Source organism: Kitasatospora sp. NPDC114501 (genome assembly GCF_055633695.1).
Genome location: NZ_JBVKDS010000012.1, coordinates 237,775 through 255,332, shown reverse-complemented (window position 1 = coordinate 255,332; position 17,558 = coordinate 237,775). Strand labels below are relative to the sequence as shown.

At 73.5% G+C, this 17,558-nt stretch carries 12 protein-coding genes and 1 riboswitch; of the genes, 5 read left to right on the top strand and 7 right to left on the bottom strand.

Annotated features, from left to right (window positions below; genetic code table 11):
- Positions 1-46 precede the first annotated feature (46 nt).
- Positions 47-1,288 (bottom strand): cobalt-precorrin-5B (C(1))-methyltransferase, encoded by a 1,242-nt coding sequence (locus tag ACZ7RU_RS23545; RefSeq protein WP_470342905.1) that lies wholly within the window; start codon positions 1,286-1,288, stop codon positions 47-49.
- 332 nt (positions 1,289-1,620) lie between these two features.
- Between ACZ7RU_RS23545 and ACZ7RU_RS23540 the strand changes: the two genes are divergently transcribed.
- Complete coding sequence (locus ACZ7RU_RS23540; RefSeq protein WP_470342904.1) at positions 1,621-3,360, top strand: TIGR03767 family metallophosphoesterase; 1,740 nt, start codon at positions 1,621-1,623, stop codon at positions 3,358-3,360.
- Positions 3,361-3,513: 153 nt separating this feature from the next.
- Here the strand turns inward: ACZ7RU_RS23540 and ACZ7RU_RS23535 are convergent, their stop codons facing one another.
- From ACZ7RU_RS23535 to ACZ7RU_RS23525, 3 genes are read right to left on the bottom strand one after another with little or no spacing between them, the layout of a single operon-like run.
- Positions 3,514-5,031, bottom strand: a complete 1,518-nt coding sequence (locus ACZ7RU_RS23535) for a precorrin-2 C(20)-methyltransferase (protein WP_470342903.1) — start codon at positions 5,029-5,031, stop codon at positions 3,514-3,516.
- On the bottom strand, positions 5,028-5,654 hold the full coding sequence (locus ACZ7RU_RS23530) for a precorrin-8X methylmutase (RefSeq protein WP_387756688.1): 627 nt from the start codon (positions 5,652-5,654) through the stop codon (positions 5,028-5,030). Before ACZ7RU_RS23530 ends, ACZ7RU_RS23535 begins: the two co-directional genes overlap by 4 nt.
- Positions 5,651-7,024 (bottom strand): hypothetical protein, encoded by a 1,374-nt coding sequence (locus tag ACZ7RU_RS23525; protein ID WP_470342902.1) that lies wholly within the window; start codon positions 7,022-7,024, stop codon positions 5,651-5,653. The genes ACZ7RU_RS23530 and ACZ7RU_RS23525 overlap by 4 nt, the downstream gene beginning before the upstream one ends.
- A 200-nt stretch (positions 7,025-7,224) precedes the next feature.
- Positions 7,225-7,310, top strand: a riboswitch (cobalamin riboswitch).
- Between the two features lie 47 nt (positions 7,311-7,357).
- Between ACZ7RU_RS23525 and ACZ7RU_RS23520 the strand changes: the two genes are divergently transcribed.
- From ACZ7RU_RS23520 to lnt, 3 genes are all read left to right on the top strand, one after another.
- Entirely contained in the window at positions 7,358-7,555 is a 198-nt protein-coding gene (locus ACZ7RU_RS23520; protein ID WP_470342901.1) for a hypothetical protein, read from the top strand.
- Complete coding sequence (gene cobN, locus ACZ7RU_RS23515; RefSeq protein WP_470342900.1) at positions 7,552-11,175, top strand: cobaltochelatase subunit CobN; 3,624 nt, start codon at positions 7,552-7,554, stop codon at positions 11,173-11,175. Before ACZ7RU_RS23520 ends, cobN begins: the two co-directional genes overlap by 4 nt.
- 298 nt (positions 11,176-11,473) lie before the next feature.
- A complete protein-coding gene (gene lnt / locus ACZ7RU_RS23510; RefSeq protein ID WP_470342899.1) occupies positions 11,474-13,072 on the top strand; it encodes an apolipoprotein N-acyltransferase in 1,599 nt (532 codons plus the stop codon).
- Here lnt and ACZ7RU_RS23505 read toward each other — a convergent pair.
- From ACZ7RU_RS23505 to gdhA, 3 genes are all read right to left on the bottom strand, one after another.
- A complete protein-coding gene (locus ACZ7RU_RS23505) occupies positions 13,048-13,812 on the bottom strand; it encodes a VOC family protein (RefSeq protein WP_470342898.1) in 765 nt (254 codons plus the stop codon). The two genes, lnt and ACZ7RU_RS23505, sit on opposite strands and share 25 nt — an antisense overlap.
- Positions 13,813-14,140: 328 nt before the next feature.
- A complete protein-coding gene (locus ACZ7RU_RS23500; protein ID WP_470342897.1) occupies positions 14,141-15,016 on the bottom strand; it encodes an AraC family transcriptional regulator in 876 nt (291 codons plus the stop codon).
- A gap of 138 nt (positions 15,017-15,154) precedes the next feature.
- On the bottom strand, positions 15,155-16,540 hold the full coding sequence (gdhA, locus tag ACZ7RU_RS23495) for an NADP-specific glutamate dehydrogenase (RefSeq protein WP_470342896.1): 1,386 nt from the start codon (positions 16,538-16,540) through the stop codon (positions 15,155-15,157).
- Between the two features lie 272 nt (positions 16,541-16,812).
- On the opposite strand from gdhA, the gene ACZ7RU_RS23490 reads away from it, so the two are divergent.
- Positions 16,813-17,442, top strand: a complete 630-nt coding sequence (locus ACZ7RU_RS23490) for a GTP cyclohydrolase II (protein WP_470342895.1) — start codon at positions 16,813-16,815, stop codon at positions 17,440-17,442.
- The last annotated feature ends 116 nt before the right edge of the window (positions 17,443-17,558 follow it).

The following is a 17,558-nucleotide window of genomic DNA, read 5'->3' as shown; positions in this document are numbered from 1 at the left end:
CATCACCAGGTGATGTTGTCACGCCGTCGTGACACTCGTGACAATGTCACGGCCCCAGCGGCTCCGCCCGGCCGACGACCGTGCCCGCCCGGTCGATGCAGATGACGTCCACCGCGACCGGCGAGCCCAGCAGCACGCCGAGCGCCGTCGCCCGGGCCGCCTCGGCGACCAGGTCCCCGAGCGGCACTCCGGCCGCCCGGCACAACTGCACCGCCTCCAGTGCGGTGTTGGCGCCCGCGACCGCTTCGACCAGCGCCTCGTCCGCACCGCCCCGCCGGGCCAGTCCGGCCAGGTACCCCTTGTCCACCTGGGAGCGCGCCGAGTGGAGGTCGAGGTGGCCGGCCGCGAGCTTGGACAGCTTGGCGAAGCCGCCGGCGATGGTCAGCCGGGGCACCGGGTGGCGCTTGAGGTACTTGAGCACGGCGCCGGCGAAGTCGCCCATGTCCAGCAGCGCGTCCTCGGGCAGCCCGTGCTCCGCGACCGCGACCTTCTCCGAGGTCGAACCGGTGCAACCGGCCACGTGGGTGCGCCCCGCCGCCCGGGCCACGTCCACCCCGCGGCGGATCGAGTCGATCCAGGCCGAGCAGGAGTAGGGGACGACCACCCCGGTCGTGCCGAGGATGGACAGACCGCCGAGGATGCCGAGCCGGGGGTTCCAGGTGGAACGGGCGATCTCCTCGCCGTGGTCGACCGAGATCTCGACCACCACGTCCCCGCTGCCCCCGTGCGCGGCAGCCACCTCGGCGACGGCGTCCCGGATCATCTGCCGGGGCACCGGGTTGATCGCGGGCTCGCCGACGGGCAACGGCAGACCGGCCTTGGTGACCGTCCCCACCCCGGGCCCTGCCCGGAACACCACCCCCGTGCCGGGCTCGCCGGGCCGCACGGTCGAGCGGATCAGCGCGCCGTGGGTGACGTCGGGGTCGTCGCCCGCGTCCTTGACCACCCCGGCCATGGCGGCAGCCGGCCGGGGCTCCGTGCCGGTCGGGTCCACGACATGAGCCGGGTCCGCAGCGTGGCTCGACTCCCCGGCCCCGGTCGGCGCCTCGGCCCCGGCCGGCTCCCCGGCCCCGGTCAGCTCCTCGGCGGCGAGGGCGAAGGCGGGCTGCTGGCCCTTGGGCAGGGTGATGACCACCGGGTCCGGGAACTCCCCGGTGAGCAGCGCGGTGTACGCGGCCTTGGTGGCGGCGGTGGCGCAGGCGCCCGTCGTCCAGCCGGGCCGCAGGCCGCTGCTCTTCAGCTGGCCGGCCCGGCCTCCCGCTCCCGCCTCGGCTCCCGCTGCGGCCACCTGCGCCCCGTTTCCGACGGCGTCCCGCGCCGTCCTGCTCCGCTCCGGCGGCCGGACCGGCCGCCGTTCGCCGATTTTCCCCCACCCGGCCCGGCGGAGCCCGACCGGGGTAGCGGCGGCCGCGTCGGGCGCGGGTCGGCGGATCCCGTGGCGCGAGGTGCGAAGGGCCGCCGCCCCGTGTTCCCGAAGAGTTCTCCGCACGGGCCTCGCCCACCATGCCTACCAGTGAGTAATCTGGCGGTCCGCCAGAAAGCGGGTTCATGACACACGTGGGCCCGGCCGGGGAGACTGCCCCGCCGGGCCATCAGTATGTGGGGGTTTTTGTGGCAGGGATGAGTCGGCGTACGTTCCTCACGGGTACGTCGGTGGCCGCGGCCTGGTCGGCCTTGTCGCTGGGCGGCGCGCAGTTCGCCTCGGCCGCGGCGCGCGACCAGGCGCTGGCGACGACGGCCGCGCGGGCGGTCCGGATCGGCGGGACCACGCTGGAGCAGGTGGCCACGCCGGTCGGCACCGACGGCTACAAGCGGCTGACGGCCGGACCGGGCTGGCCGCTGGTGGTGCGCGGCGACCTGGCGTCGGCAACCGCCGGGCGGGACGACCGCCGGACCGGCCTCGCCAGCTTCGTCCAGTTCAGCGACCTGCACCTGGTGGACACCGAGTCCCCGGTGCGCTTCGAGTACCTGGCCAAGCTCAACGGCAGCGCCTACCGGCCGCAGGAGGCCCTGAACGCCCGCGGTGTCTCGGCCCTCGTCGAGCGGGTCAACTCGCTCGCCGGCGGCCCCTACACCGGGATGCCGTTCAGCATGGTGATGGCCACCGGTGACAACACCGACAACCACGAGCTCGCCGAACTCGACTGGTACCTCAAGGTCATGGGCGGCGGCCGGCTGGCCCAGAACACCGGTGACCCCAGCCGCTACGAGGGCGTGCAGAACTCCGGCAACGCCGCCTACTGGAACCCCGAACTCGCCTACAACGACGGCTACAAGGCGAAGGGCTTCCCACAGATACCCGGTTTCCTGTCCGCCGCCGGACGCCCCTTCGACGCGCCGGGCCTGCGCACGCCCTGGTACACGACGGTCGGCAACCACGACGACAGCATCGAGGGCTCGCTGCCGGACTTCGGACTGCTGAACGACCTGTACACCGGCCAGTACAAGCTGGAGGGCTGCGACGACGCCACGGCCGCCCAGCTGGCGGATTCGCTGCGCCGCGACCCGGCGGGCGCCGTGCTGCTGCTGGCGAAGCTGCTCGCCGACGGCGACCTGGTGCGCACGGTCACCCCGGACGAGCGCCGCCGGCCGTTCACACTCAAGGAGTTCGCCAAGGCCCACCTGGACCCGGCGGTCACCGGAGCCGGCCCGTACGGGCACGGCTTCACCTCGGACATGGTGAACAGCGGCAAGCTCTACTACACCTTCCGCATCTCGGAGAAGGTGGTCGGCATCAGCCTGGACACCACCAACCAGGCCGGGTTCGCCGACGGTTCGCTGGGCACCGCGCAACTGCGCTGGCTGGAGCAGCAGTTGAAGGCGCACAGCGGGCACTGGTACGACGCCGACGGGCGCCGGGTGACGGGCGGGAGCACGGACGAGCTGATCCTCGTCTTCAGCCACCACACCAGCGGCACGATGGGCAACCTGCTGCCGGACCCGCGCAACATCTTCGAGGGACGGCACGACGGCAACGAGCTGGTGGCACTGCTCCAGCGCTACCCGAACGTGGTCGCATGGGTGAACGGGCACACCCACATGAACAAGATCACGCCGCACGGGCACACGGTGCCGGAGCGGGCGTTCTGGGAGATCAACACCGCCTCGCACATCGACTACCCGCAGCACGGGCGGATCATCGAGATCGCGGACAACGGAGACGGCACGCTCTCGCTGTTCACCACGCTGATCGAGTCTTCGGCGCCGTACGGGACGGACTTCGGCGGCACCTCGGACGCCAACCTCGCGGCGCTCTACCGAGAGCTGTCGTACAACGACCCGAACGGCCGCCCGACGGCGCTGCTGGGCACGGGCGGGGACCACAACACGGAGCTGCTGATCGCCAAGCCGACCCGGTAGCGGGAGGCGGGAGCGGGCTGACGGCTGACGGCTGACGGCTGACGGCTGACGGCTGACAGCTGACCGATAACAGCGGACGGCTAACAGATAACAGATGACAGCGAACAGATGATGAAATCTGTTCGCTGTCATCTGTCGCCCGTCACTCGCCCGTCACTCCTCCGGATACCGCCGCGGCGTCCAGACGACCTCCACGCCGCCGCCCCGCTCGACCGCCCGGGTCTGCGAGGAGCCGATCAGCAGGATGGTCCGCATGTCGACCAGTGCCGGGTCCAGCTCGCCCAGCCGGACGATCCGCACCCGCTCGGTCGGGCCGCCGACGTCGCGGGCCATCACCACCGGGGTCTCCGGCGCCCGGTACTCCAGCAGCAGGTCCCGGGCGAGCCCGACCTGGGTGGTCCGGGACTTCGAGCCCGGGTTGTACAGCGCGAGCACCAGGTCCGCCTCGGCCGCGGCGCGCAGCCGCTTCGCCACCACGTCCCAGGGCTTGAGCCGGTCCGAGAGCGACACCGTCGCGTAGTCGTGGCCGAGCGGGGCGCCGGCCCGGGAGGCGGCCGCGTGGGCGGCGGTCATCCCCGGGAGCACCCGCACCGGGACGTCCCGGTACGCCTCCTCGCAGGCGACCTCCAGCACCGCGGTGGCCATCGCGAAAACCCCCGGGTCGCCCGAGGAGACCACCGCGACGCGGTGCCCGCGCCGGGCGAGGTCCAGGGCGAACTCGGCGCGCTCCGACTCCACCTTGTTGTCCGAGCCGTGCCGCTGCTGCCCCGGCCGCTCCGGTACCCGGTCCAGGTAGGTGGTGTAGCCGACCAGGTCGGTGGCCTCGGCCAGTGCGCCGCGCGCCTCGGCGGTCAGCCAGAGCGGCCCGGCCGGCCCGGTGCCGACCACGGTCACGCTGCCGACGCCGTCCGACAGCCGGACCTCGGGCTCCAGCGGCGCGACCTTGCTCGGCAGCACCGCGACCGAGAAGTACGGCACCGTGTCGCCGTCGACCTCGGCGAGCGGCGCGACCCGCTCGCCCGCCATGAAGGCCCGCTCCACGTACTGCGCGTCCGCCAGCCGCCCCGCCCGCTCCAGGGCCCGGCGGACGGTCGGGAAGGTGCGCCCCAGCTTCATGATCACGGCCGAGTCGGCGGCCGCGATCCGCGCCGTCAGCTCCTCCTCTGGCAGCGTCCCGGGGATGACGGTGAGCGTCTCCTCGGCCTCGGTCAGCGGCTGCCCGAGTCGGGCGGCGGCCGCGCTGAGCGAGGTCACGCCCGGCACCACCTCGGTCGGGTAGCGGTGCGCGAGCCGCTTGTGCATGTGCTGGTAGGAGCCGTAGAAGAGCGGGTCGCCCTCGGCGAGGACCACCACGTCGCGCCCGGCGTCCAGGTGGGCGGCCAGCCGGGCGGCGGCCTCCGCGTAGAAGTCGTCCAGCGCGCCCCGGTAGCCGCCGGGGTGGTCGGTGGTCTCGACGGTGAGCGGGTAGACCAGCTTCTCCTCGACCTGACCGCCCGTCAGGTACCGCTCGGCGATCGAGCGCGCGATGGACCGGCCGTGCCGGGCGCTGTGGTAGGCCACCACGTCGGCCTTGCCGATGAGTTCGGCGGCGCGGACGGTCACCAGCGACGGGTCGCCCGGGCCGATCCCGACCCCGTACAGCCGGCCCGTGGTGTTCTGACGGTCCGTCACTCTTCCTCGCTCGCAATCGCGTTGATGGCGGCGGCGGCGATCGCGCTGCCGCCGCGCCGGCCGCGCACCACCAGGTGCTCCAGGCCGGACGGGTGCTCGGCCAGGGCCTGCTTGGACTCGGCGGCGCCGATGAAGCCGACCGGGACGCCGATCACCGCGGCCGGTCGCGGAGCGCCCGCCTCGATCATCTCCAGCAGCCGGAACAGCGAGGTCGGCGCGTTGCCGACGGCGACCACCGCGCCCTCCAGCCGGGGCAGCCACAGCTCCATGGCCGCGGCGCTGCGGGTGTTGCCCATCGCCCGGGCGAGTTCGGGCACCGACGGGTCGGTCAGGGTGCAGATCACCTCGTTGTCGGCGGGCAGCCGCTTGCGGGTGACACCGCTCGCGACCATGTTGACGTCGCAGAGGATCGGCGCACCGGCGCGCAGCGCGGCGCGCGCGGAGGCGACCACGCCGGGCGAGTACACCAGGTCCTCGACCAGGTCGACCATCCCGCAGGCGTGGATCATCCGCACCGCGACCTGGGAGACGTCCGCCGGGAGGGCGGCCAGATCGGCCTCCGCGCGGATGGTGGCAAAGGACTGGCGGTAGATGGACGCGCCGTCCTTCTCGTACTCGATCACTTCGTGGTCCTCCTGGCCTCGGCGACCGCCTCGGCCATCTCCTCGTTCGTCACGTCGACGCTCGCCGCATTGACGTCCGTCGCATCGGCGGCGGTCACGGTGGCCGTCGCTCCGGCCCCCGTCCCACCGACCGGCTCGTTCACCGCGCCGTTCACCGCGCCGTTCACCGTCACCCGGTAGCCGCGCCCGGTGGCGAGCACGTCCACCCACCGCCCGGCCGGGTGGCCGCAGCGCCGTTCACAGCCCGACCAGTGGACGGGCAGCACGCCGCCGGGAGCGGCACCAGGACCGGACCGCGCGGCGACACCGGCTGCGCCGGCGTCCAGCGCCCGGGCCGCGTCCGTGCGGACGTCGGCCAGCGACTTGGCGCAGCCCGGCAGCCCGGTGCAGGCGGTGGCCCGCTCCCAGGCCGAGCCCGGCTCGGTACGGAAGCCGGCCGCGGCGAGCGCGGGCAGCCGGTCGGCCGGAGCGCCGGGCAGCACCGCCCCGCGCCAGGGGGTCAGCCGCAGTTCACCGGCCGAGGCGGCGACCAGCGTCCGCCACTGCCCGGCGCTCGCCCGGCCGAAGCGCAGTCCCACCGAGAGCCCGCCCGGCAGTGCGCCGACCGCGGGCGCGGTACCGGCGAAGTCGGGCAGCGGCACCGAGCCGGCCGGCAGCAGTTCGGGGACCTCGCGCAGGTGCCAGGCCTTGCGCCCGTTCGTCCGCAGCGCCGCCAGGAAGGAGCGCGCCGCGTCCAGTACGGCCGTGACCTCCCGTCCGGCCTCGACCGGGTGCCCGTGGCCGTCCCGTCCGAGGCGCAGCAGCCGGGTGCCGTCCGGGCCTGCGATCAATGTCACATCGGCGTCGAGCGCGGCGACGTCGCCCCGCCCGTCGTCCAGCGCGAACAGGAACTTGCCGGAGAGGCCGGCCGCCCAGTCGCTCGCACAGAGCCGCGCGTCCAACTCCCGCACCCAGGCCTGCACATCGGCGCCGCCGGGGGCGCCGGCCGGGTCCAGTCCGGCGGTCGGCGAGGCGACGATGTTGCGGACCCGCTCATGGGTGTCCGAGGGCAGCAGTCCGACGGCGCGCAGCCGGTCGGCGAGCTCGGCCGCGCAGTGCGGGGCCAGGCCGCGCAGCTGGACGTTGCCGCGCGAGGTGGTCTCCAGCTCGCCGTCGCCGAGGGCCTCGGCCGCCTCGGCCAGCGCGAGCGCCTGACGACCAGTCAGCAGCCCGCCGGGCAGGCGGATTCGGGCCAGGGCGCCGTCGTCGGCCGTGTGCAGACGAAGCGCTCCGGGACAGGCGTCCGCACGCCCCCGGTCGGGCACCTCCCGGTCGGGTCCTGCGGCGCCCGGCGCGGTGGCGTCGGGTGTCGGTGGCATGGCGGCGAGCATACAGATGATCCGATCGCTTGCCTCCGTCCGCTGCATCACACCCCCGGTCCCGCCTCCCGCCACGGATGCCACCTCGGGTGCCGGACGCCGCCCCGGGTGCCCGACGTCCGGAAGCTCACTCTCCCCCAGCTCAGCCGTACCCCGTACGATGCTGGCGGGCGGTCCCCGCGGACCGTCCGTACGCCAGCGACGGCGCAGGGGAGGAAACCGGTGCGAACCCGGTGCGGTCCCGCCACTGTGACCGCGGTTCACCGGTAGACCGGTCGGCCGCGGGAGCCAGGAACTCCTGCCGTCCTCCACCGGCCCGGGGCGCGGACCCCGAGGAAGGCAGAAATGTTCCAGCGCTGTCGCATGCCCGCGCCCGCGTCCCCGGCCGCCATCACGGCCGTTCAGGCCACCACCACGGCCGTCCGGGCCGCCGTCACGACCACCCCGGTCGACTCCACGGCCGCCCCGGCCACCACGGCGCCCGTCCCGGCCCAGATCCCGGCCACCCTGGCCACCGACAAGGCCGGGAGGGCCTTCACATGATCCTGCTGCTGTCGACGTCCGACACCGACCTGCTCAGCGCCCGGGCCTCCGAGGGCCCGGTGCGCTACCGGCTCGGCAACCCGGCCCGGCTCACCCCCGAGGACCTGCCCGCGCTGCTGGAGGGCACCGAACTCGTCGTGGTCCGCCTGCTCGGCGGCCGCCGCGCCTGGCAGGAGGGCCTGGACGCGCTGCTGGCCGGCCCCCGCCCTGTGGTGGTGCTGACGGGTGAGCAGGCCCCCGACGCCCAGCTGATGGAGCTGTCCACCGTCCCGGCCGGCATCGCCGCCGAGGCTCACGCCTACCTGGCCCACGGCGGTGCGGCCAACCTGGCCGAGCTGGGCTCCTTCCTCTCCGACACGGTGCTGCTGACCGGCCACGGCTTCGCCCCGCCGGCCTCCGCCCCGGCCTGGGGCCCGCTGGAGCGCGAAGCCCGTACGAACGAGGGCCCGACCGTCGCGGTGCTCTACTACCGCGCCCACCACATGAGCGGCAACACGGCCTTCGTAGAGACCCTCTGCCGGGCCGTCGAGGACCAGGGCGCCCAGGCCAGGGCCTACTACTGCGCCTCGCTGCGCGGCGCCGAGCCCGAGCTGCTGGCCGCGCTCGGCGAGGCCGACGCGATCGTCACCACCGTGCTCGCCGCCGGCGGCACCCGCCCGGCCGACGCCCAGGCCGGCGGGGACGAGGAGGCCTGGGACGCGGGCGCGCTGGCCGCGCTCGACCGCCCGATCCTCCAAGCGCTCTGCCTCACCTGGTCGCGCGCCCAGTGGGAGAGCAGCGACGACGGCCTGTCCCCGCTGGACACCGCCACCCAGATCGCGGTGCCGGAGTTCGACGGCCGCCTGATCACCGTCCCGTTCTCCTTCAAGGAACTGGACGAGGACGGCCTCACCGTCTACGCCGCCGACCCGGAGCGCGCCGCCCGCGTCGCCGGCACCGCCGTCAAGCACGCCCGGCTGCGGCACGTCCCGGCCGCCGAGCGCCGCCTCGCCCTGGTGCTGTCCGCCTACCCGACCAAGCACGCCCGGGTCGGCAACGCCGTCGGCCTGGACACCCCGGCCAGCGCGGTGCGGCTTCTGGAGCGGCTGCGCGCGGAGGGCATGGACCTGGGGGAGGACCTCCCCTCCTTCCACGACGAGGACGGCGGCCACGAGGGCGACGCGCTGATCCACGCCCTGATCGCGGCCGGCGGCTACGACCAGGACTGGCTCACCGAGGACCAGTTGGCCCGCAACCCGGTGCGCATCCCCGCCGCCGACTACCGCCGCTGGTACGCCACCCTCCCGCAGGGCCTGCGCGAGCGGGTCGAGGAGCACTGGGGCCCGGCCCCGGGCGAGCTGTACGTCGACCGTTCTCAGAACCCGGACGGCGACATCGTGCTGGCCGCGATCCGCTCCGGGAACCTGCTGGTGCTGATCCAGCCGCCGCGCGGCTTCGGCGAGAACCCGGTCGCCATCTACCACGACCCCGACCTGCCGCCGAGCCACCACTACCTGGCCGCCTACCGCTGGATCGAGGCCGCCCAGGAGGACGGCGGCTTCGGTGCCCACGCGGTGATCCACCTCGGCAAGCACGGCAACCTGGAGTGGCTGCCCGGCAAGACCGCCGCACTGTCCGCCGAGTGCGGCCCGGACGCCGTCCTCGGCGACCTGCCGCTGGTCTACCCCTTCCTGGTCAACGACCCGGGCGAGGGCACCCAGGCCAAGCGCCGCGCCCACGCCACCCTCGTCGACCACCTCGTCCCGCCGATGGCCCGCGCCGACTCCTACGGCGACATCGCGCGCCTGGAGCAGCTGCTGGACGAGCACTCCAACATCGCCGCGATGGACCCGGCCAAGCTGCCGGCGATCCGCGCCCAGATCTGGACCCTGATCCAGGCCGCCAAGCTCGACCACGACCTCGGCCTGGACGAGCGCCCCGAGGACGACGGCTTCGACGACTTCCTGCTGCACGTCGACGGCTGGCTCTGCGAGGTCAAGGACGCCCAGATCCGCGACGGTCTGCACGTCCTCGGCCAGGCGCCGGCCGGCACCGACCGGGTCAACATCGTGCTCGCCATCCTGCGCGCCCGGCAGATCTGGGGCGGCGTCAGCGCCCTGCCCGGCCTGCGCGAGGCGCTCGGCCTGGACGAGGCCGCGCTGACCCTGGGCGCCACCGACGCGGCCGAGGCCAAGGCCCGCGCCCTGGTCGAGGCCATGGAGGCGGAGGACTGGGCGCCCGAGGCGGTCGAGAAGGTCACCACCGGGCTGCCCGAGGCCGTCCAGGAGCCGGTCCGCGAGGTGCTGGCCTTCGCCGCCACCCAGGTGGTGCCGCGACTGGCCGCCACCACCGACGAACTGGACGCCGTGCTGCACGCGCTCCAGGGCGGCTTCGTCCCGGCCGGCCCGTCCGGCTCGCCGCTGCGCGGCCTGGTCAACGTACTGCCGACCGGCCGCAACTTCTACTCCGTCGACCCGAAGGCCGTCCCCAGCAAGCTCGCCTGGGAGACCGGCCAGGCGCTCGCCGCCTCGCTGGTCGAGCGCTACCGCGCGGACAACGACGGCGCCTACCCGCCCTCGGTCGGGCTCTCGCTCTGGGGCACCAGCGCGATGCGCACCGCCGGCGACGACATCGCCGAGGCCTTCGCCCTGCTCGGCGTCCGCCCGGTCTGGGACGACGCCTCGCGCCGGGTCACCGGCCTGGAGCCGATCCCGCTGGACGAGCTGGGCCGCCCGCGCATCGACGTCACGCTGCGCATCTCCGGCTTCTTCCGGGACGCCTTCCCGCACGTGGTCGCCCTGCTGGACGACGCGGTGCGCCTGGCCACCGCCCAGGAGGAGTCCGCCGAGTCGAACTACGTGCGCGCCCACGTCCAGGCCGACCTCGCGGTGCACGGCGACGAGCGCAAGGCCACCGTCCGCGTCTTCGGCTCCCGCCCGGGCACCTACGGAGCGGGCCTGCTCCAGCTGATCGACAGCCGGGACTGGCGCACCGACGCCGACCTGGCCGAGGTGTACACGGTCTGGGGCGGCTACGCGTACGGCCGCGGGCTGGACGGCCGCCCGGCGCGCGAGGAGATGGAGACCGCGTACAAGCGGATCACCGTCGCCGCGAAGAACACCGACACCCGCGAGCACGACATCGCCGACTCGGACGACTACTTCCAGTACCACGGCGGCATGGTGGCCACCGTGCGCGCCCTCACCGGCAAGGCGCCGACCGCCTACATCGGCGACTCGACCCGCCCGGAGACGGTCCGCACCCGCACCCTGACCGAGGAGGCCGCCCGGGTCTTCCGCGCCCGGGTAGTCAACCCGCGCTGGATCGAGGCGATGCGCCGCCACGGCTACAAGGGCGCCTTCGAGATGGCCGCGACGGTCGACTACCTGTTCGGCTACGACGCCACCACCGGCGTGGTCGCGGACTGGATGTACGAGAAGCTGACCCAGGAGTACGTCCTCGACCCGGTCAACCGGGAGTTCCTCGCGGGCGCGAACCCGTGGGCGCTGCACGGCATCAGCGAGCGGCTGCTGGAGGCGGCGAGCCGCGGGCTGTGGGAGCAGCCGGACCCGGAACTGATCGAGCAGTTGCAGGCCGCGTTCCTGGAGACCGAGGGGGACCTGGAGGGCAACGAGGGCTGAGGTGGTGCGGGGCGGGCCGGCTGCGCCGCCGGCCCGCCCCGGTTCACTTCCGGCTTGCTCCGGTTCCCGACGGCGTGTCCGGTTCCCGACGGCGTGTCCGGTTTTCGCCGGCGGCCTGGTCCGGTTTCGCCGGCGGCGTGCCCCGGGATCGGTCCGGGATCGGTCCGGGATCGCCCCGGGTTCGTAGCCGGGTCGCCAGTTCGATCGGGGCCACTGGTTCCACACGTGGTGTTCCCGTCACCCGTTCGGCCGAGCAGCGCACTGGTGGTGTACGCCCTTCCAGCGGACAATACGGGTCATGTCGCGTCGCTCCGCTCCCACCAGCCCGGTCCTGAGCACGCCTGCCGACGAGGAACGGGAACCGCATCCGCCGCACCGGTACCGCGCGCGGATCGGTGCGCTGGCGGCCGGAACGGTTCCGGTGCTCGCGTTCCCCGCGCCCGGGCAGGCCTGGCTGGCCTGGATCGCGCTCGTCCCAGGACTGGTGCTGATGCAGCGGGCGCCGTCGGGCCGGGAGGCGGCGGTGCGCGGCTGGTGGTTCGGCGCGGGGTTCATCCTGACCGCGATGTACTGGCTGGTCCCGTCCATCGGGCCGGGGCTACCAGTGCTCGCGGTGCTGTTCGGGGCGTTCCAGGCCGGCGTCGGGTACACCGTGCACCGGCTGCTGCGCCCTCAGCTGACCGCCCGTCGGGCACTGCTCGCGCTGCTGGTCGTGCCGGCGGTCTGGGTGACCACCGAGTACGCGCGGTCCTGGCCAGCGCTCGGCGGGCCGTGGGCGCTGCTCGGGGCCACCCAGTGGCAGCACCCGGCGATCCTCGGGCTGGCCTCGGCCGGCGGGATCTGGCTGGTCAGCGCGGCGGTGGCGGCGGTGAACACCGGGGTGCTGATCGCGCTGACCGGGGTGCACTGGCGGCCGCGGGCCGTCGCCGCCGGGTCCGTCGTGCTGGTGCTGGCCGCCGGCCCGCTGCTGTTCGCGCTGCGCGAGGCGCCCGCCGGGGGCGGCGCGGTGACCGTGGCGCTGGTCCAGCCCGGCATCGTGGAGGACCCGCAGGCCCGGTTCGAGGCGAGCGCGCGGATCACGGCCGGACTGGTCGGGCAGCCCGTGGACCTGGTCGTCTGGGGCGAGAGCAGCAGCACCGCCGACCTGGACCGCGACCCGGCCGCGCTGGACACCCTGCGCCGACTCGCCGCGACCACCGGTGCCGAGGTCGTCGCCGGGGAGGACGCGCGCAAGGCGGACGGGCGGATCTCCAAGGACGCGGTGCTCGTCTCCCCCACCGGCGTGGTGGACCGCTACCGCAAGATCCGGCTGGTGCCGTTCGGCGAGTACATCCCGCTGCGGCCGGTGCTCGGCTGGATCGCCGGGGTCAGCCGGGCCGCGGGCGAGAACCGGGCGCCCGGCAGGTCCTTCCACGTCCTGCCCGCCACCGACCGGGCGGGCGCGCCGCTGCCCGTCGGGGCGCTGATCTGCTTCGAGTCGGCCTTCCCCGACATGGCCCGCACCGCCGCCCGGGACGGCGCCCGGGCGCTGGTCTACCAGTCGTCGACCTCGACCTTCCAGCGCACCTGGGCCCCCGAGCAGCACGCCTCGCTGGCGGCGATCCGGGCCGCCGAGACCGGCCGGCCGGCCGTGCAGGCCTCGCTGACCGGGGTCTCGGCCGCCTTCGACGCCCAGGGCCGGGAACTCGCCCGGCTCAGCACCGACGGCACCGGTGCGGCGACCGTCCGGCTGCCGCTCACCGCGCCCGGGACCCTGACCTGGTACGACCGGATCGGCGACGTGGTGCCGCTGGGGGCTCTGCTGGTGACGGCGGGCGCGGCGGGGGCCGCCGCGGCCGGGTGGCGCCGCTCGCGCGTCGTCCGGCGTTCCGGTCAGCCCTCGGTGCCCGCGGTGTAGACGCCGAACGCGGCGCCCTGCGGGTCGCGCAGCACGGCGATCCGCCGGCCGCCCGGCAGACCGGTCGCGGGCATCAGCACGTCCCCGCCGAGCGCCGCCGCCCGGCTGACGGTGTTGTCGACGTCGGCGGCCGCGAAGTACGGCAGCCAGTGCGGCGGCACCTGGGGCGGGAAGCGGTCGTCCATCGTCAGCAAGCCGCCGAAGTCCCTTCCGTCCAGGCCCCATTGGGGGTAGTGCTCGGACGGAGCGACGGACCAGCCGAAGACCTCCGGGTAGAAGTCGAGCGCGCCGGACCGGTCGCGGGTGAGCAGTTCCACCCAGCCGAGCGCGCCGGGCTCGTTGAACACCCCGGCGCCCCGGAAGGCGCGGGCCTGCCAGAGGATGAACACCGCGCCGGAGCGGTCGGCGGCCACCGAGAAGCGGCCGAGGTCGAAGACGTCGGTGGGGTCCTTCAGGATCCGGCCGCCCGCCGCCTTGATCCTCCCGGCGGTGGCGTCGGCGTCGGCGACCGCGATGCAGACCGTCCAGGCGACCGGCTGCTGCGGGGCGTAGCGCGGGGTGATGGCGGCGGCCGGGGCGCCGTGGACCAGCATCTGGGTGTAGTCGCCGTCCCCGGGACGGGCCGTGTCGTCCGCCTGCCAGCCGAAGAGCTCGGTGTAGAACGCCCGGGCGGCGGCCGGATCGGAGGTGCCCAGCTCGGTCCAGCAGGGGGCGTTGGTGGTGACGGAGGTCTGCTTCATGACGTCTGTCCTCGCAGCTTGCTCGGGAACTCCCGGGTTTTCGGCGCCTCGGCCCCCGCACCTCCTGCCCCAGCATGCGGGGCGGGGCGGAGCTTGGCGGGTGGGGGTGGGCCGAACGGGGGTGGGGGCGCAAACAGATGACAGCTGACAGATTTCGAAATCTGTCAGCTGTCATCTGTTATCTGTTCGCTGTTCCCTGTCAGCTCTCGGTTGTCAGCTGTCGGTTGTCAGCTGTCGTTGTCGGTTGTCGTCCGTCAGCCGTCAGCCGTCAGCCGTCAGCCGTCAGCCGTCAGCCGTCAGCCGTCAGCCCGTCGTCGACCGCCGCCCGTCAGCTGCGGAGCGCCCGTGCCACCGGGATCCACAGCTCCGCCTCGGCATCGGCCGTTCCCGGGACGAAGCGGGTCTGGAGGATCTCCGGGCCCGGCCGGGCCTCGTACGGGTTGGACGGGAACCACTGGCTGGCCACGTCCCCCCACATCTCCTGCAGGGCCTGGGGGAACGGCCCGGTGTTGGTGAACACCGCCCAGGTGCCGGCCGGGACGTCGAGCACGTCCAGGTCCGACGGGACGGCGACGCCCTCGCGCGCCACGACCGCATGCCAGTAGTCGAGTTCGGACCCCTCCTCGCGGTTGGGCGAGAAGTCGTCGCTCACCGACACGATCCCGGCCGGGTCGTCCCCGGACAGCGCCGCGATCCGCTCGACCTGCTCCTTACCGAGCCCCTTGATGAAGTCGGCGATCCCCTGGTTGATCCCCAGGTAGACCAGGGTGACCCGGGCCTTCTTGCCGACGATCCGGAAGTCCGGCCTCTCGACGATCCGGTATTCCATACTGCTACTTCCCTCCACGACGAGTCGGAAGGACATCCGGGGCTGGGAGACGAGCACCGCACCGTCGCGCCGGGCATCCCCCGGTCCGACCCCGTGCATGGCCCGGAACGCCCGGGCGAACGCCTCCCCCGAGGAATACCCGTACCGGACCGCGATGTCGAGCAACGTCCGCTCGCCGTCCAGGACTTCGGCCCCGGCGACGGTGAGCCGCCGGCGCCGGACGTACTCCGACAGCGGCATCCCGGCGAGCATCGAGAACAGCCGCCGGAAGTGGTACTCCGACGTCATCGCGATCCGCGCCAACTCGGCCACGTCGACCTCGCGGTCCAGCCCGTTCTCGATCCGGTCCATCGCCCGGTTCAGGTGCTCCAGCACGCCAACCCCGTCCTTCCCTTACTGACTTCACCGTAGAAAGGACCCACCCTGCCGCACCCGACAATCGGTGCCCGCTCCGGTCGGGTCCCGATCGCCGGGCGACGGCCGCCGGGTGACGGCCGCCGGCGGGTCAGCGGCTCAGATCAGGCCCTGGGCGAGCATCGCGTCCGCGACCAGCTCGAAGCCGGCGATGTTCGCGCCGACCACGTAGTTGCCCGGGTGGCCGTAGCGCTCGGCGGTGGTGAAGCAGGACTCGTGGATGTGCTTCATGATCCCGGCCAGCCGCTCCTCGGTGTGCTCGAAGGTCCAGGAGTCGCGCGAGGCGTTCTGCTGCATCTCGAGCGCGCTGGTCGCGACGCCGCCCGCGTTCGCCGCCTTGCCCGGCCCGAAGGCCACCCCGGCCTCCTGGAACACCCGCACCGCCTCGGGGGTGGTGGGCATGTTCGCGCCCTCGGCGACGGCCAGCACCCCGTTGCGCACCAGGGCCAGCGCGTCCGCTCCGGTCAGCTCGTTCTGGGTGGCACAGGGCAGTGCGACGTCACAGGGCACGCTCCACACGCCCGGGCCCTCGACGAACCGGACGTGGCTGCCGCGCAGTCGGGCGTAGTCGGAGACCCGGCCGCGCCGGGCCTCCTTGACCTCCTTGAGCAGGTCGAGGTCGATGCCCTTCTCGTCCACCACGTAGCCGGAGGAGTCGGAGCAGGTGAGCACGGTCGCGCCCAGCTGCTGCGCCTTCTCGATCGCGTAGACCGCGACGTTGCCGGCCCCGGAGACGACCACCCGGCGCCCGTCCAGGCTCTCGCCGCGGCTCTGCAGCATCTCGGAGGTGAACAGCACGCAGCCGTAGCCGGTGGCCTCGGTACGGACCTGCGCGCCGCCCCAGCCGAGGCCCTTCCCGGTGAGCACGCCGCTCTCGTACCGGTTGGTGATCCGCTTGTACTGGCCGAAGAGGTAGCCGATCTCCCGGCCGCCGACGCCGATGTCCCCGGCCGGTACGTCGGTGTACTCGCCGAGGTGGCGGTACAGCTCGGTCATGAAGGACTGGCAGAACCTCATGACCTCTGCGGCCGAACGGCCCTTGGGGTCGAAGTCGGAGCCGCCCTTGCCGCCGCCGATGGGCAGACCGGTGAGCGCGTTCTTGAAGATCTGCTCGAAACCGAGGAACTTGACGATCCCGAGGTTCACCGAGGGGTGGAAGCGCAGCCCGCCCTTGTACGGGCCGAGCGCGCTGCTGAACTCCACCCGGAAGCCGCGGTTGACGTGGATGTCGCCGGAGTCGTCCGTCCACGGCACCCGGAACATCAACTGCCGCTCGGGCTCGCAGATCCGCTCGATGATCCGGGCGTCGAGGAGTTCGGGGCGGTGGGCGAGCACCGGTGCCAGGGTCTCCAGCACCTCGTGGACGGCCTGGTGGAACTCCTCCTCGCCCCGGTTGCGGCGGACCACGTCCGCGTAGAGCGCCTCGATCGCCCGCTGCTCGGCCTCGAAGGAGGAGGAGCGGGGGGTGGTGGGGGTCGTCGGCATCTGGTGGACCCTTCCGTGGTCGTCGATGGGCGTGCGCGGTGTCCCGGCGGACCTGAGGGACGTGCCCAGGAAACGGGGCAAGTCTCGCAATGTCCACACCGCGGGTCCCACACCATCCACATGCTGGAAGAGCCGATGGGAACAGACGGGGCTGACGGGGTGTTGTGCGCCTCCGTGGTCGAGTCCGGTCCCACCCGGTCTCTAGTTGTTCAAATTGGAACTACCTAGTACGGTCGACCTCCGATCCACCCCCGATCCACGGAGGCCCGCCCATGCCGCAGCCCGGCTCCGCCACGGTGCGCTCGCGTGTGCGCATCCCGCTGACCTTTCCCGACGGCTACCGCGCCGAGGCGGAGGTCTTCACCTTCCACGGCCTCGCCGACGGAGCCGAACACCTGGCGCTCGCACTCGGCGCCGCCCCCGAGGGCGGGACACCGCTGGTGCGGCTGCACTCCGAGTGTCTGACCGGCGACGTCTTCGGCTCGGACCGCTGCGACTGCGGGCCGCAGCTGCGTGAGTCGGTGGAGCGGATCAGCGAGGCCGGCGGGTACCTGCTCTACCTGCGGCAGGAGGGCCGCGGCATCGGGCTCTACAACAAGCTGGACGCCTACGCCCTCCAGGACTCCGGCCTGGACACGTACGACGCCAACACCGCGCTCGGACTGCCCGAGGACGGCCGGGACTACACCGCGGCCGCCCAGATGCTCACCGCGCTCGGCGCGACCGGCATCGATCTGCTGAGCAACAACCCGGACAAGGCGGCACAGTTGGCCGAACTGGGGATCGTCGTACGGCACCGGGTGCCGACGGGGGTGCACCTGTCGGCGAGCAACGTCCGCTACCTGCGGGCGAAGGTGGAGCGGACGGGGCACTCGATCGAGCTCTCCCGACTGGTCGGCTGAACCGGCGGGCGGACGTCAACGGACGGACGGCAACGGGCGGCAGCGGGCGCCAACGGACGGCGAACAGCTGACAGCTGACAGATTTTGAAATCTGTCAGCTGTCATCTGTCATCTGT